This is a genomic window from Cellulomonas sp. GTC20042 (assembly GCF_055389595.1).
In genome coordinates, this window is sequence record NZ_AP043678.1 from 2,102,030 (window position 1) to 2,115,401 (window position 13,372).

The following is a 13,372-nucleotide window of genomic DNA, read 5'->3' on the forward strand; positions in this document are numbered from 1 at the left end:
TCGCCGCGCGCACGGGGTGGGTGTCAGCTGTCGAGTGTGGCGTTCTCACTGCTGACGGCCTCGTGCCACTGCTCGGCAGCATCCCTCGGCAGGTGCTGCAGATCTCCGGCCTGCCGACCGGAAGGCCCCTGCACTATGCGATGCCACCGGTCAGAGCACGACCAGACTTGATACGCAGAGGTGCCCGTAGAGGTCGAGGGGTGCGTCGTGATGTAGCACTCCAGCGGCGCCGTCGCTTCCCGCACCCTGACGGTCCTCGTGCGGAGCAGCGCGGGCAGCTGCGATCCGCGCTGCTACCGGTGGGCAAGCAGCCCCAGGGCGAGCACCACGACTGCGATCACCGCCTCGGCCGTGAGGGCGAGGATGCGGTAGCGACGAGGCATCTCGAGCTTGCGGACGGCCAAGACGCCGATAACCGTCAGGGTCGCAACTGTTGTTGCCATCGCGGCCAGCAGACCCGTCGCTGTTTTGTACACGCCGGTCCACGACAGAGCGATGCACCCGAGGGGCGGTGCAGCCACCGCGCCGGCACCCAGGGTGCTCGAGGCCATGCGCCGATGCTCACGGCGTGCCGGCAGGTGCGCGTGCACGACCATGTGGCTGAGGAGGTCAGCGACGTAGACGGCGAAGACGGTTGAGGCGACGGCGACGGCGAGGGTCCCGAGCGCCCCGCCGGTCGTCGGGTGCGCGTCATGGATCCGCACGGTGATGATGACGGCCAGAGCTGTGAACGCTACGTAGATGCGCTCCTTGAGCGCGGCTGCTCGGTGTGTACGAACGTCGGCGCCGGTTGCCGTCGGCGCGCTGGTCACACGCCTGCGCCTCGCGCGCCGTAGGCCCGCATGAACGCGTGCGCGCCGTCGGTCATGATCTGCTGGACGTGCGCGGCCTCGGCGCGACGGCGCGAGGGCTCGTTCAGCACACGCAGCACGGTCATGGCGTGGAAGTGTGCGGCGGCCAGCCCCGGTTCCTCGGTGTCGAGCAGGCCCGTGCGGGCGTAGTGACCGACCCGCTCGGCGAGGACCTGTGCGTGGGCTGCGTCGAGCGGGTGGTCGTCCAGCTCAGGCAGCAGCGACTCGTTCTCGTTGATGAGCCTGACCGCGGCGATGTAGCCCGACGACAGCAGCAGAGATCGGCCGAGGTCCGCCGCGAGGTCGGTGAAGGCCTGCTCGAGCTCATCGACGCGCGTGATGCCCGGGTCGTCCAGGTGCTGCTCGACCAGCGCCCGCAGGGTGGCCAACGCCTTCTGTCCCGCGTCCTCGACGACACCCAGGAGGAGACGCCGCTTGTCTCCGTAGTAGTCGTAGACCGTCCGCTTCGACACCCCGGCATGCGCGGCGACCGCGTCCATGCTCGTGCGCTCGACACCCGGCTGCACGAACAGGTCTCGCGCTGCGGTCAAGATCGCCGCGCGCTTGTGCGCCTGCCCCTCGCGCACGGGCCTGTCGCTCACCGTCGTCATCTCTCCTCCTGAGTCTCCTGAGAATGACACTACACCGTACGGTGTAGCACTACACCACACGGTGTAGTGTGCCGATGTGAACTCGACGAACCCGGTGTCTCTGCAGGCACACTCCCTGGTCAAGCGATACAGGCACCTCACTGCTGTGGACGGCTTGTCGTTCGCGGTCGGACCGGGGGTCGTGACCGGCTTCCTCGGCCCGAACGGTGCGGGTAAGTCCACGACGCTGCGGATGTTCCTGGGCCTGGACAAACCGACCAGCGGTGCTGCAACTGTCGGTGGGCTGCGGCTCGCGGAGACACCGCACCCGATGCGCGTGGTCGGCGCGATGCTCGACGCGCGGGCGGTGCACCCGCGCCGCACGGCCGCGGACCACCTCGCAGCGGTGGCCCGTGCCGGAGGCATGCCGAGGAACCGGGTGCCTCAGACCTTGGAACTCGTCGGACTGGACGGCGCCGGGAGCCGGCCAGCTGGCGACTTCTCCCTGGGGATGAAGCAACGACTGGGGATCGCCACCGCGCTGATCGGCGACCCGGCCGTCGTGATCTTCGACGAGCCCCTCAACGGCCTCGACCCTGAGGGCATCCGATGGGCGCGCTCGCTCATGCGCGACTTGGCCGCCGAGGGACGCACGGTGCTGTTCTCCAGCCACCTCATGGGTGAGATGGAGCTGACGGCGGATCACCTCGTCGTCATCCACCACGGGCAGCTTCTCGCCGACCAGCCCCTGGCCGCCTTCATCGCCGACCACACCACCGAGCACGTCCGGGCCCGCACACCCGACCGACGCGGGCTCCTCGAGGCGCTCGGCCGCGCCGGCGTGCAAGCGACACCCGACGCAGCGAGCACGGACGGGCTGGATGTCCCTGATGCCACGACGGACCACGTCGGTCGCGTCGCCGCCTCCGCCGCTATCGAAATGTCCGAGCTGAGCGCGGTCCGGGACTCCCTCGAGGACGTCTTCCTCTCCATGACCTCGACCCAGAAGAGAGCCGCCTGACATGGACCTTCTCGCCTCGGAGTGGATCAAGGCCCGCAGCATCCGCACCACGTGGATCCTGGCGGCCGGAACCGTCCTGGTCACCGCCGTGGTCAGCCTGCTGGGCATCAGCGGTCTCCTGACCGACTGGCAGGCCGACCTGCCAGTCGACTTCGACCCGACCGGGACCAGCTTCAAGGGCATCCTCGTCGGGCAGATCCTCATCGCCACACTCGGCACCCAGACGTTCACCGGCGAGTACGCCACCGGTCAGATCATCACCAGCCTGACGATCGCACCCCGTCGCCTCCTCCTGCTCACCACGAAACTCGCCGTCACCGCCCTCATCGCCCTCGGAACCGCCGTGCTCACCGTGGCGTGCAGCTTCGGCGCGAGCCAAGCGGCCCTGGCCGCCGCCGGACTGCCGACGGCCGATCTGGCCGACGCCCACACCGTCCGGGCGATCCTGTGCGCGACCGGGTACCTGGTGCTCACCGCCATCCTCGGCGTGGGGCTCGGGGCCATCACCCGCTCCTCCTCGGGCGCGCTGGCCGTCGTGGTCACCGTGGCGCTGCTCGTCCCCGCTCTCGCACCCGGGCTACCCGGAGCCGTCGGGGACCTCGCGAGGACCTACTGGCCCACCACCGCCGGGCAGGCCTCCTACATGACCTCCAGCACCGGTCCTCTGACCCCGACGGCCGGGCTCGCCGTGATGGCGGTGTTCACCCTCTGGACGACACTCGCCGCTCACCTCACGCTCAGGACCCGAGACGCATGACACTCGAGGTGTCGATCCCGTGTGTCGGGCCCCTCCGAGTGCGGTGCGATCGCCAACCACAGGCCGTCTGGCACTACCCTCGCGTCCACCCTCACGATCACCGCGGTCCCGCTCCCCCGCTCCAGAGGGTCCGCGCGCCTGGGGGGCCGCCTGGGCTGCGGGTTCAGGTACCGGTACACCGAAGCCGCGGCCGAGGGCCGCGCGCCGTTAGGCTGACGCCATGGGCTTGTTCTCCCGCCGATCCCCCGAAGTCCCGCCACCCGGCCCCTTCGTGTTCGTTGTCGACGACGTCTTCGCCGTCAGCGGCGTGGGCCCGATCCTGACCGGCGTGGTGGTCAGCGGATGGATGTCGAAGGGCCAGGAGGCGTCGCTCCTGCTTCCGGATGGCGCGCGGCTCGTGACCATCCGGCGGATCGAGTCATCGCGTCGTCGGCCGCAGCAGGTGGCCGCCGGCGCGGAAGTCGGCGTCGTGCTCGACGGGCTCGGTCCGGACGACATCCCGACCAGACCGCGCGGCGACCACCCCGTGATCGACTCCCCGCGACTGCGCGGCGTCGAACTCGTCAACCGCTGAGGACGCCGCTGCGGCGGACCGTGACGACCGGGATGCCACGACTTCGACTCGCGGGTCGGATGCGGCAGCTCCGGTCTCGCAGCCGCACGCCCCGCACACCGCGTTCACAACCTCACGGGGGAAGAACAACCTAGCGTGCGGGCGGCGGCGCGCACCTGCACGTCACCCCTCGGTTTCGACCCGGAACCACCCGGCCGCGGACTACGTTGCGGGGCATGAGCAAGCGCGCCGGGCAATACGTCGAGGCCCGCACGTGAGAGGTCGGCGCCGTCCGCCGGCGGAGACCAGCAGCAGGAAGGCCGGTCGGCTCATCCGTGTCTGGGTCGGCCCAGCGATCTCGGGTGCGGGCCGCACCGGGCCAGATCGCACCTGGGACGTGCGCGTGCCCGCCTCGGGTCGACGCCGCACGAGGGTGCGCTTCCCCCCCCCCGCCCGAGTGGGTAGCGCGATCGAGGCGCTGCGCTGGGAGCGACTCGCGCGCCTGGTGGCCGCGGAGTACGAGGAGCAGGGCAACCTGGGGCTCTGGTTCGGCAGCTCGCTCGCCGGCGCCGTCGCCGGGCTCGTGGTGGGCGTCCCGGTCGGATGGGACCTGGGAAGCCCGTGGCCGGTGATCGTGGCCCGCGTCATTCTCGGGCTGATCGTTGGCGGGATCTGCGGGCTCCTGATGATCGCCGCCGGTCGGACCGACCTGCGGGCCACTTCACCGACGCCGGCCTGCGCGCCGCCCTGGCCGTGGGTGTTGCAGTGTCGGCTGAGAATCACCTGTGACCGTACGGGACCCGGCGCGATCAGCTGTCGTGAGACAGAGAATGAGGTAGACCACGCGGGAATCTAGGTAGTCGAGGAGGACTAGGTGATCACCGGGTCTAGGTGTATTGACTCGCGTCGAGCACCCGGTTCACGGCACCGATGTCGTCGTCCGGGATCCGCGGTCTCGACCCCGGCGCCCGGACCAGGCGTCGCCGTCGCGTCATCGGTCGGTGACGCGTCATGTCCGGCGCAGTCGCCTCGGGAGGCGGGCGGGGCGGGTCGCGGTTAGCGTCGACCGCGTCCCACCGGCTCCGGCGGGGCAGCAGCCTCCAGCACCGGGGCGCCATGCCTTCTCCCTGAACGGAGGCCCTTGTGCGAGCACCGATCCCCCGCGGTCCGCTGAGCACCGACGTGCTCGCCGCGCTGACCGCAGGCGACATCGACGCGAGTCTGCCCGACCATGCCGCCCGCGCGGCCGAGAGCAGCACCGACCTGTGGACGGACGAGGACGTGCAGATCACGCTGACGGTCCTCTACGAGCTGCACCACCACGGGATCGACGGTGTCGACGACCGGTTCGAGTGGGACACCACGATCCTGCGCACCCGTGCGGTCCTCGAGCAGCGGTTCGAGGACCGGCTGCGGGCCGAGGTCACCGTCCCGGCGGACCTCCTCGAGGCGGTCGATCGGGACATCGCGACCGACGGGGTGGCGGTCGGCGTGGCTCGCGCGCTGTTCGACCTGACCAGCCGCGACGCCGGACCGAGCCTGTCGGGATACGTGGCCAGGAAGGCCACCGACGACCAGCTGCACGAGCTGCTGATCCATCGCTCGGTCTACCAGCTCAAGGAGGCCGACCCGCACACCTGGGCGATCCCGAGGCTGTCCGGCCCGCCGAAGGCGGCGCTCGTCGAGATCCAGGCCGACGAGTACGGCGGAGGACGTCCGGAGCGCATGCACTCCGCCCTGTTCGCCCGCACCATGCGCGGTCTCGGGCTGGACGACACCTACGGGTGCTACGTCGACGACGTGCCCGCGCTCACGTTGGCGTCGGTGAACATGATGTCGATGTTCGGGCTGCAACGCCGGCTGCGCGGCTGCATCGTCGGGCACCTCGCCGCGTTCGAGATGACGTCCTCGCAGCCCAACCGGCTCTACGGGAACGGCTTCCGCCGCCACGGGTACGGCACCGACACCACCTGGTACTTCGACGAGCACGTGGAGGCCGACGCCGTCCACGAGCAGATCGCCGGACGTGACCTCGCCGGCGAGCTCGTCGCCCAGCAACCGGGTCTGCGTGACGACGTGCTGTTCGGGGCCGCGGCCTGCCTGGCGGCCGACGCCCGGGTCGGCACGTTCCTGATCGACCGGTGGTCCGCAGGGGAGAGCTCGCTGCGCCGGCCCGCACGGGCGGAGGTGGGCGTGTGAGCACCCGGCCGGCTCCGGTCGTGCTGACCGCGTGTCCCGACGGGCCGATCCTGGTGCGCGGTGACGTCGAGATCCGTGACGCGGCGGGTGCGCTCGTGCCACGCAGGCGCGCGACCGTCGCGCTGTGCCGGTGCGGGGTCTCGGCGATCAAGCCGTTCTGCGACGGCTCGCACAAGGCGATCGGCTTCCGCACCGACGACGAGGCGCCGAGGCCGCCAGAACCGGGTCAGCGACCGGTCTGACGACGCTCGGCGCTGTCCGGCCGGCGGACCTCCCGCGCCTACTGCGCTGCGGGCAGCGCGGGGTCGAGCACGACCTTCACGCAGCCGTCCTCCTTGCGCTGGAAGGTCCGGTACGCCGCCGGGGCGTCCTCCAGCGGCACCCGGTGCGTGCGCAGGTCCAGCACGCCGAGCGGGTCGGCGGGGTCCTGCACCAGCGGCAGCAGGTCGTCCACCCAGCGCCGCACGTTGGCCTGGCCCATCCGCAGCGTGATCTGCTTGTCGAAGATCTGCATCATCGGCAGCGGGTCCTTCGCGCCGCCGTACACGCCGGAGATCGACAGGGTGCCGCCGCGCCGCACGGCGTCGATCGCGATCAGGAACGCCGCCAGCCTGTCTCCGCCGACCTTCTCGGTCACCGCGGCCGCCAGCGCACCGGGCAGGTGGCCGACGGCCTTCTGCGCCGCCTCCGCCAGGGGTGAGCCGTGCGCCTCCATCCCCACCGCGTCGACCACCGCGTCCGGCCCGCGGCCGTCCGTGACGTCCCGCAGCACGGCTGCCACATCACCCTCGCCGGTCCGCGAGGCGTCCAGCACCTCCACGCCGTGCCGTGCCGCCATCGCCAGCCGCTCCGGCACCGTGTCGACGCCGATCACCCGCGCCGCGCCGCGGTGCAGGGCCACCCGGGTCGCCATCTGCCCGATCGGCCCCAGCCCGAGCACCGCGACCGTCGACCCCGCCTGCACCCCCGCGTACTCCACCGCCTGCCAGGCCGTCGGCAGCACGTCCGACAGGTACAGGTAGCGCTCGTCCGGCTCGCCGTCGTCCGGCACGACCACCGGCCCGTACTGCGCCTGCGGCACCCGCAGGTACTGCGCCTGCCCCCCGGGCACGCTGCCGTAGAGGCGGGTGTAGCCGAACAAGGCCGCGCCCTTGTCCTGGGCGTGCACCTGCGTCGTCTCGCACTGCGACTGCAACCCGCGGCGGCACATGAAGCAGGTCCCGCAGGCGATCCCGAAGGGCACCACCACCCGGTCGCCGACGCTGAGCCGTTCGCCGGCCACCGCGCCGACCTCCTCGACGACACCCATCGCCTCGTGGCCGAGCACGTCGCCCGGGTCGAGGTACATGCCGAGCACCGCGTACAGGTGCAGGTCCGATCCGCAGATCGCGGTGGACGTGATCCGCACCACCGCGTCGGTCGGCTGCTCGATCCGTGGGTCCGGCACCGTCTCGACGCTCACGTGCTCGCGTCCCTGCCAGGTCAGTGCGCGCATCGCGCTCCCCTTCGAGTCGCCGCGTCGGCGGCGGTCTGGGCCGCCGTCGGTGGCGGATGGTGGCGGTGCGCTGGCTCCACACCGGCCTCGCCAGTCTCGCACCGGGTCCCCGGAGCGGCGACCGGCCGCTGCGGATGCGCGCCGCCGCCAGCAGGACCACCATGCCGACATGTCCCCCGCCCGTCGTCCCGTCGGCCCGTCGTCCGCAGCGGTCGCTGCCGTCGTGCTGCTGCTCGCCGGGTGCACGGGCCCGTCGTCCGCCGACCGCGACGCGGCGGACACCGTCAGTCAGGCGGTGGACCAGGCGACCTCCGCCGTGGCGATCGGCACCCTCGTCGTCGAGCTGGTGCGCGACGACCGGACCACCGCCGCCACCGCCGACACCACGCTGAACGACGCGCTGCTCGACGTCTGGGACGCCCAGGGCGTGCTCACCCGCGACGTGCCGGCCGACCCGGAGGCCACCGCCGCCCGGGACCGTGCCACCGCAGCGGCCGACGCCGGTGCCACCGCCCTCGCCGACGCGCGGGCGTGGGTGAACGACACCTCCGGCTCGGACGTCGACCATGTCGCCGCCGCGCTCTCCGCGGCGGCCGACGCGCTGGACGCCGCGGGGGCAGAGGTGGCGGGATGAAGCGGCTCCTGGGTGTCGCGCTCGGCATCCTGACCGCGATCGGCGGCTTCGTCGACATCGGTGACCTGGTCACCAACGCCGTGGTCGGCGCACGCTTCGGCACCTCCCTGGTGTGGGTGGTGGTGGTCGGCGTGGTCGGGATCTGCCTGTTCGCGCAGATGTCCGGACGCGTCGCCGCGGTCAGCGGGCGCGCGACCTTCGAGATCATCCGGGAACGCCTCGGACCCCGGGCGGGCGGCGCCAACCTGGTCGCGTCCTTCGCGGTGACCCTGATGACGCTCACCGCCGAGATCGGCGGCATCGCGCTCGCCCTGGAGCTCGCCACCAGCGTCGAGTCACGGCTGCTGATCCCCGTCGCCGGGCTCGCGGTCTGGCTGGTGCTGTGGCGGGTCAAGTTCCAGGTGCTGGAGAACGTCACCGGCATGCTCGGCCTGCTGCTGGTGGTCTTCGCGGTCGCGCTCGTCCAGCTCGGCCCGGACTGGGGCGCGCTGATCGACTCCGCGCTGCACCCCGTCACGCCGGCCGACGAGCCCGCGCCGGTGTACTGGTACTACGCGGTCGCGCTGTTCGGCGCGGCGATGACCCCGTACGAGGTGTTCTTCTTCTCCTCCGGCGCACGCGAGGAGGGGTGGACCGCGAAGGACCTGTCGCAGTCCCGGAGCAACGTGCTGATCGGCTTCCCCCTCGGCGGGCTGCTCTCGGTGGCCATCGCCGGCTGCGCGGCCGTGGTGCTGCTGCCGCGCGGGATCGAGGTGACCTCGCTGTCCGAGATCACGTTGCCGGTGGCGCTGGCCGGCGGCAAGCTCGCGCTGGCCGTGGTGATCCTCGGCATCGTCGCGGCGACCTTCGGCGCCGCCCTGGAGACCGCGCTGTCCACCGGCTACACCCTGGCGCAGTTCTTCGGCTGGTCCTGGGGCAAGAGCCACCGGCCCGCGCGGGCCGCGCGCTTCCACACCGCCATGCTGCTCGCGGTGCTGCTCGGCACGCTGGTGCTGCTGTCGGGCATCGACCCGATCGCGGTCACCGAGTACTCCGTGGTGTTCTCCGCCGTGGCGCTGCCGCTGACCTACCTGCCGATCCTGGTCGTCGCCAACGACCGGCAGTACATGGGCGAGCACGTCAACGGCCGGCTCACCAACGCCCTCGGGCTCGTCTACCTGGTGGTCATCGTGGTGGCGTCGCTCGCCGCGATCCCGCTGATGATCGCCACGGGGGCCGGACGATGAGCCCCCGCCTGCGGCGCCGGGACCGACCGGTCGACCGGCACGAGACCCTGCCGGCTCCCCCGGCACCCGCCGGGCTGGTGCTCGACGCCCGTCTGCACCTGCTGGACCGGCAGGTGATCGACCGCGGCGGGGACGCCGTCGCGGTGCTGGACGACCTGGAGCTCGCACCGCTGCCCGGAGACCCGGCTGTGCTGGTCGGCACCCACCTGCTCAGCGGTCCGGTGCTCGTCACCCGGATCTTCGGCGGCCGACCGCCGCGCGGGCGGCTGCACCGGATCCGGTGGGCCCACGTCACCGACGTCGGCGCGGTGGTCCGGCTGGGCGTGCCCGGCGAGGAGCTCGACGTGCTCTGGGTGGAGCGCTGGCTGCGCGAGCACGTGATCGGCCGGATCCCCGGAGGTCGCCATGATCCTCAGTGACCTGCTCGACCTGCCGGTGCGCGACGCCGACGGCCGGCCGCTCGGGTTCGTCGTGGACGTCCGGCTCGTCCTGGACGGTCCGCTCGACGGGACGCTGGCGGCCCCGCGCCTGCACGGTCTGCTCGTGAGCCCGCGCACCGGCACCTCGTTCCTCGGCTACGAGCGCACCGACGCGAACGCGCCCGCCCTGATCGCCCGCTGGCTGCGTCACCGGCACCGCGGCACGTTCCTGGTCCTGCACGAGGACGTCGAACCGTGGGGTGACGCGCCGGAGGGCGTCGTGCTGCGGGCGGGCCATCGGCGGTGGGACCCCGCGCTCCCCCGCGGCTGACGGCCGGGCTCCCCGACCAGCGGGGCGGTCGCCGGGCTCTGGCTCCCCCGTGTCGACATCCATTTAGACAGATGTCAATATAGATGCATGTCGAATCAGCTCGGCTGCGTCCCCGCGGCCTCCCCCGCCGATCACGCCATGGGCATGGACGCGGCCACGCACGTGGCCGGCACCCTGAAGGCGCTCGGCGATCCGCTGCGGCTGCGGATGCTGTCGCTGATCGCCGCCTCCCCGACCGGTGAGCTGTGCGTGTGCGACCTGGCCACCGTCGCCGAGGTGTCCCAGCCGACGGTCTCGCACCATCTCAAGCTGCTCAAGGACGTCGGGCTGCTGACGTCCGAGCGGCGCGGCACCTGGGTCCACTACCGTGTCCGGCCTGCGCTGCGCGGCGCGGTGACGACCTTGCTCGACTCGTTCGCGCCGATCGCCGCCGAGGCCGCCCACCTGGTCCCGCTGGCCGGGCTGACCGACGCCGAGCAGGCCCTGGACCGCATCACCGACCGGCTGGCCGGCGAGTTCCCCGACCGGGACCGCGCTGCGGTGCTGAGCGTGGTCCGCGAGTCCTACACCGGCCTGGCGCGCTCCTCGGCGGTCCGCGCGCACCTGCTGGTCAACACGGAGCGGTTCGCCCGCCAGCGGCTCGCCGACGTCGCCCGGTCCCTCGCCGCCGCGACCGACGCCCGGCACCGCCCGCAGGTGCTGTTCGTGTGCGTGGCCAACGCCGGACGCTCCCAGCTCGCCGCCGCGCTGCTGCACCACTACGCGGGCGACGCCGTCACGGTCCGCTCGGCCGGGTCGACCCCCGCAGGCGAGGTCCACCCCGGGGTCCGACCGCTGCTGGCCGAGCTGGCCGCCGACGCCGACGCGTTCCCCAAGCCGCTGACCGACGACGCGATCCGCGCGGCGGACGTCGTGATCACGATGGGCTGCGGGGACATCTGCCCGATCCTGCCCGGCACGCGCTACGAGGACTGGGCGGTCGGCGACCCGGCCCTGGCCTCCGAGACCGGCGTGCGCGCGATCCGCGACGAGATCGACCGCCGGGTGCGCGCCCTGCTCGCCGATCTGCTGCCCGACCTGCCCCTGTCGACCCGCTGGCACCAGGAGACCTGATGACCGAGACCACCGCGAAGCCGTCCGCCCTGTTCGTCTGCGTGCACAACGCCGGACGCTCCCAGATGGCCGCCGGCTACCTGCGCGCACTGTCCGGCGGCGCCGTCGAGGTCCGCTCCGCCGGGTCGATGCCCGCCGAGCAGATCAACCCCGTCGCCGTGGCGGCCATGCTCGAGGAGGGCATCGACCTCCGCGACGAGCGCCCGAAGATCCTGACCACCGACGCGGTCAAGGCCTCCGACGTGGTGATCACGATGGGCTGCGGTGACGCGTGCCCGATCTTCCCCGGCAAGCGCTACGAGGACTGGGCCCTGGACGACCCGGCCGGGCAGGGCATCGAGGCCGTGCGCCCGATCCGCGACGAGATCCGCGCCCGCGTCCTGATCCTGCTGGCCGAGCTCGGCGTCGACCCCGTGACCGCCTGAGCGGCCGGGACGGTCAGGCAGGCTTGCGGGCCCGGACGATCGCGCCGTGCATGCCGTCGGCGACCGGGTGGGTGAACGTGACCTCGGCGTCGACGAACCCCGCCGCCGCCAGGCCCTCCAGGTACTCGGCGCGGGACAGCGCCCCGGCGATGCACCCCACGTACGAGCCGCGCTCGGCCCGCTGCTCAGGGGTCAGGTGGTCCTCGGCGACCACGTCGGAGATCCCGAACCGGCCACCGGGCACCAGCACCCGGAACGCCTCGGCCAGCACCGCCGACTTGTCCGGGGACAGGTTGACCACGCAGTTGGAGATCACCACGTCCACCGAGGCGTCCTCCAGCGGCAGGTCCTCGATCGTGCCCTGGCGGAACTCCACGTTCGACGCACCCGCCCGCTCGGCGTTCGCCCGCGCCAGGTCCAGCATCTCCGCGGTCATGTCGACCCCGAAGGCGAACCCGGTCGCACCGACCCGACGCGCGGACAGCAGCACGTCGATCCCGCCGCCGGAGCCCAGGTCCAGCACCCGCTCCCCCTCGCGCAGCTCGGCGACCATCAGCGGGTTCCCGCACCCCAGCGACGAGGCCAGCGCCTCGGCCGGCACCGATGCGGCGTCGTCCGCCCCGTACAGGCCGGCACCGAACCGCTCGTCGATCACCAGATCCGTCGGCCCGCACCCTCCGCCCGACCCGCCGCAGCAGCCCGCGTCCCCGCTGCCCTGCACCGCCGCCAGCGCGTACCGCGCACGCACCTGCTCCCGCACGTCCTGCACCATCACGACCACCTCCACATCGACGCTCATCAATACCTGCTGACCGGAAGCCTGGACCAGGGATCGACAACTGTCAATGTCTGGGTCATCATGGGCGCATGGCACTCGACCTGCTCCCGCTGGCACCGGCCACGTCGACCGGCTGCTGCTCCCCGGCCGCCGGCCCGACGATGAGCGCTCAGGACGCCGAGGCCACCGCGCGGACGCTCAAGGCGCTGGCCGACCCGACCCGGCTGCGGCTGCTGTCGATCATCGCCGCGCACGAGGGCGGCGAGGCCTGCGTCTGCGACCTGACCGAGCCGGTCGGGCTGTCGCAGCCCACCGTCTCCCACCACCTCAAGGTGCTCACCGAGGCCGGGTTCGTCACCCGGGACAAGCGCGGCGTCTGGGCCTACTACACCCTGGTCCCCGGCGCGGTGCGCGCACTGAGCACCCACCTCGGCGAGCACCTGCTCGGCCAGGTCGACGCATGAGCGCCCCCACGGCCACCGGCGTGCAGATCGCCGCGATGGGCCCCGAGCACGCCGTCGCCGTGCTCGACATCTACACCGCCGGCATCGCCACCGGCACCGCGACCTTCCAGTCCCAGGCGCCGACGTGGCAGGAGTTCGACACCGGCCACCTGCCCGCGCACCGCTTCGTCGCCCTCGACGGCGACCAGGTGATCGGCTGGATCGCGGTCTCCCCCGTCTCCGGCCGGTGCGTCTACGCGGGCGTCGTCGAGCACTCCGTCTACGTCGCACCGTCCGCCCGCGGCCGCGGGGTCGGCGCGCTCCTGCTCGACCACCTGCTCGCCGACGCCGCAGCCGGTGGGATCTGGACCGTGCAGTCCGGGGTGTTCCCGCAGAACACCGCCAGCCTCGCCCTGCACGCCGCCGCCGGCTTCCGTGTCGTCGGCACGCGCGAACGCCTCGGGCTGATGGAGCACGGGCCCCATGCCGGCGCCTGGCTCGACGTCGTGCTGCTGGAGAAGCGCCTGTAGCGACCGC

18 protein-coding genes are annotated in these 13,372 nt (G+C 72.5%); 14 read left to right on the forward strand and 4 right to left on the reverse strand.

Annotation, left to right across the window (positions count from 1 at the left end):
* Nucleotides 1-293: 293 nt before the first annotated feature.
* Together ACZ5HG_RS09750 and ACZ5HG_RS09755 are read right to left on the reverse strand one after the other, a co-directional pair.
* The gene (locus ACZ5HG_RS09750; RefSeq protein WP_464175621.1) at nt 294-812 is read right to left on the reverse strand and encodes a hypothetical protein; all 519 of its coding nucleotides are present in this window, start codon (nt 810-812) and stop codon (nt 294-296) included.
* Nucleotides 809-1,462: a TetR/AcrR family transcriptional regulator gene (locus ACZ5HG_RS09755; RefSeq protein ID WP_464175623.1), complete on the reverse strand. Its 654-nt coding sequence runs from the start codon at nt 1,460-1,462 to the stop codon at nt 809-811. The genes ACZ5HG_RS09750 and ACZ5HG_RS09755 overlap by 4 nt, the downstream gene beginning before the upstream one ends.
* A gap of 76 nt (nt 1,463-1,538) precedes the next feature.
* Here ACZ5HG_RS09755 and ACZ5HG_RS09760 point away from each other — a divergent pair, with 76 nt between their 5' ends.
* From ACZ5HG_RS09760 to ACZ5HG_RS09785, 6 genes are all read left to right on the forward strand, one after another.
* Complete coding sequence (locus tag ACZ5HG_RS09760; RefSeq protein ID WP_464175625.1) at nt 1,539-2,462, forward strand: ABC transporter ATP-binding protein; 924 nt, start codon at nt 1,539-1,541, stop codon at nt 2,460-2,462.
* A 1-nt stretch (nt 2,463) separates the two neighbouring features.
* Complete coding sequence (locus ACZ5HG_RS09765) at nt 2,464-3,219, forward strand: hypothetical protein (RefSeq protein WP_464175627.1); 756 nt, start codon at nt 2,464-2,466, stop codon at nt 3,217-3,219.
* A 220-nt stretch (nt 3,220-3,439) separates the two neighbouring features.
* On the forward strand, nt 3,440-3,793 hold the full coding sequence (locus tag ACZ5HG_RS09770; RefSeq protein WP_464175629.1) for a hypothetical protein: 354 nt from the start codon (nt 3,440-3,442) through the stop codon (nt 3,791-3,793).
* 436 nt (nt 3,794-4,229) lie between these two features.
* Nucleotides 4,230-4,628, forward strand: coding sequence for a hypothetical protein (locus ACZ5HG_RS09775; protein WP_464175631.1), 399 nt, complete (start codon nt 4,230-4,232; stop codon nt 4,626-4,628).
* 287 nt (nt 4,629-4,915) lie between these two features.
* On the forward strand, nt 4,916-5,971 hold the full coding sequence (locus ACZ5HG_RS09780; protein WP_464175633.1) for an iron-containing redox enzyme family protein: 1,056 nt from the start codon (nt 4,916-4,918) through the stop codon (nt 5,969-5,971).
* Nucleotides 5,968-6,213 (forward strand): CDGSH iron-sulfur domain-containing protein, encoded by a 246-nt coding sequence (locus ACZ5HG_RS09785; protein WP_464175635.1) that lies wholly within the window; start codon nt 5,968-5,970, stop codon nt 6,211-6,213. The genes ACZ5HG_RS09780 and ACZ5HG_RS09785 overlap by 4 nt, the downstream gene beginning before the upstream one ends.
* Before the next feature lie 38 nt (nt 6,214-6,251).
* On the opposite strand, the gene ACZ5HG_RS09790 is transcribed toward ACZ5HG_RS09785, so the two are convergent.
* Nucleotides 6,252-7,466 (reverse strand): zinc-dependent alcohol dehydrogenase, encoded by a 1,215-nt coding sequence (locus ACZ5HG_RS09790; RefSeq protein ID WP_464175637.1) that lies wholly within the window; start codon nt 7,464-7,466, stop codon nt 6,252-6,254.
* 169 nt (nt 7,467-7,635) lie between these two features.
* Between ACZ5HG_RS09790 and ACZ5HG_RS09795 the strand changes: the two genes are divergently transcribed.
* The 6 genes from ACZ5HG_RS09795 to ACZ5HG_RS09820 all read left to right on the forward strand — a co-directional run bounded on the left by ACZ5HG_RS09795 (nt 7,636) and on the right by ACZ5HG_RS09820 (nt 11,614).
* Nucleotides 7,636-8,100, forward strand: coding sequence for a hypothetical protein (locus ACZ5HG_RS09795; protein ID WP_464175639.1), 465 nt, complete (start codon nt 7,636-7,638; stop codon nt 8,098-8,100).
* Nucleotides 8,097-9,326 carry an Nramp family divalent metal transporter gene (locus ACZ5HG_RS09800; protein WP_464175641.1) on the forward strand — a complete coding sequence of 410 codons (1,230 nt, stop codon included), beginning with the start codon at nt 8,097-8,099 and terminating at the stop codon, nt 9,324-9,326. Before ACZ5HG_RS09795 ends, ACZ5HG_RS09800 begins: the two co-directional genes overlap by 4 nt.
* Nucleotides 9,323-9,745: a hypothetical protein gene (locus tag ACZ5HG_RS09805; RefSeq protein WP_464175643.1), complete on the forward strand. Its 423-nt coding sequence runs from the start codon at nt 9,323-9,325 to the stop codon at nt 9,743-9,745. The genes ACZ5HG_RS09800 and ACZ5HG_RS09805 overlap by 4 nt, the downstream gene beginning before the upstream one ends.
* Nucleotides 9,732-10,076 (forward strand): PRC-barrel domain-containing protein, encoded by a 345-nt coding sequence (locus ACZ5HG_RS09810; RefSeq protein WP_464175645.1) that lies wholly within the window; start codon nt 9,732-9,734, stop codon nt 10,074-10,076. The genes ACZ5HG_RS09805 and ACZ5HG_RS09810 overlap by 14 nt, the downstream gene beginning before the upstream one ends.
* 87 nt (nt 10,077-10,163) lie before the next feature.
* Entirely contained in the window at nt 10,164-11,189 is a 1,026-nt protein-coding gene (locus ACZ5HG_RS09815) for a metalloregulator ArsR/SmtB family transcription factor (RefSeq protein WP_464175647.1), read from the forward strand.
* Nucleotides 11,189-11,614: an arsenate reductase ArsC gene (locus tag ACZ5HG_RS09820; RefSeq protein WP_464175649.1), complete on the forward strand. Its 426-nt coding sequence runs from the start codon at nt 11,189-11,191 to the stop codon at nt 11,612-11,614. Before ACZ5HG_RS09815 ends, ACZ5HG_RS09820 begins: the two co-directional genes overlap by 1 nt.
* Before the next feature lie 13 nt (nt 11,615-11,627).
* Here ACZ5HG_RS09820 and arsM read toward each other — a convergent pair whose 3' ends face one another.
* On the reverse strand, nt 11,628-12,413 hold the full coding sequence (gene arsM, locus ACZ5HG_RS09825; protein ID WP_464175651.1) for an arsenite methyltransferase: 786 nt from the start codon (nt 12,411-12,413) through the stop codon (nt 11,628-11,630).
* 68 nt (nt 12,414-12,481) lie between these two features.
* Here arsM and ACZ5HG_RS09830 point away from each other — a divergent pair, with 68 nt between their 5' ends.
* Nucleotides 12,482-12,856, forward strand: a complete 375-nt coding sequence (locus ACZ5HG_RS09830; RefSeq protein WP_464175653.1) for an ArsR/SmtB family transcription factor — start codon at nt 12,482-12,484, stop codon at nt 12,854-12,856.
* Nucleotides 12,853-13,365, forward strand: coding sequence for an N-acetyltransferase family protein (locus ACZ5HG_RS09835; RefSeq protein ID WP_464175655.1), 513 nt, complete (start codon nt 12,853-12,855; stop codon nt 13,363-13,365). Before ACZ5HG_RS09830 ends, ACZ5HG_RS09835 begins: the two co-directional genes overlap by 4 nt.
* Nucleotides 13,366-13,372 lie beyond the last annotated feature (7 nt).

Coding starts and splice junctions, on each gene's coding strand:
- ACZ5HG_RS09755 (WP_464175623.1), bottom strand. CDS start 1,462: ATGACGACGGTGAGCGACAGGCCCGTGCGCGAGGGGCAGGCGCACAAG.
- ACZ5HG_RS09765 (WP_464175627.1), top strand. CDS start 2,464: ATGGACCTTCTCGCCTCGGAGTGGATCAAGGCCCGCAGCATCCGCACC.
- ACZ5HG_RS09770 (WP_464175629.1), top strand. CDS start 3,440: ATGGGCTTGTTCTCCCGCCGATCCCCCGAAGTCCCGCCACCCGGCCCC.
- ACZ5HG_RS09790 (WP_464175637.1), bottom strand. CDS start 7,466: ATGCGCGCACTGACCTGGCAGGGACGCGAGCACGTGAGCGTCGAGACG.
- ACZ5HG_RS09795 (WP_464175639.1), top strand. CDS start 7,636: ATGTCCCCCGCCCGTCGTCCCGTCGGCCCGTCGTCCGCAGCGGTCGCT.
- ACZ5HG_RS09800 (WP_464175641.1), top strand. CDS start 8,097: ATGAAGCGGCTCCTGGGTGTCGCGCTCGGCATCCTGACCGCGATCGGC.
- ACZ5HG_RS09805 (WP_464175643.1), top strand. CDS start 9,323: ATGAGCCCCCGCCTGCGGCGCCGGGACCGACCGGTCGACCGGCACGAG.
- ACZ5HG_RS09810 (WP_464175645.1), top strand. CDS start 9,732: ATGATCCTCAGTGACCTGCTCGACCTGCCGGTGCGCGACGCCGACGGC.
- ACZ5HG_RS09815 (WP_464175647.1), top strand. CDS start 10,164: ATGTCGAATCAGCTCGGCTGCGTCCCCGCGGCCTCCCCCGCCGATCAC.
- ACZ5HG_RS09820 (WP_464175649.1), top strand. CDS start 11,189: ATGACCGAGACCACCGCGAAGCCGTCCGCCCTGTTCGTCTGCGTGCAC.
- arsM (WP_464175651.1), bottom strand. CDS start 12,413: ATGAGCGTCGATGTGGAGGTGGTCGTGATGGTGCAGGACGTGCGGGAG.
- ACZ5HG_RS09830 (WP_464175653.1), top strand. CDS start 12,482: ATGGCACTCGACCTGCTCCCGCTGGCACCGGCCACGTCGACCGGCTGC.
- ACZ5HG_RS09835 (WP_464175655.1), top strand. CDS start 12,853: ATGAGCGCCCCCACGGCCACCGGCGTGCAGATCGCCGCGATGGGCCCC.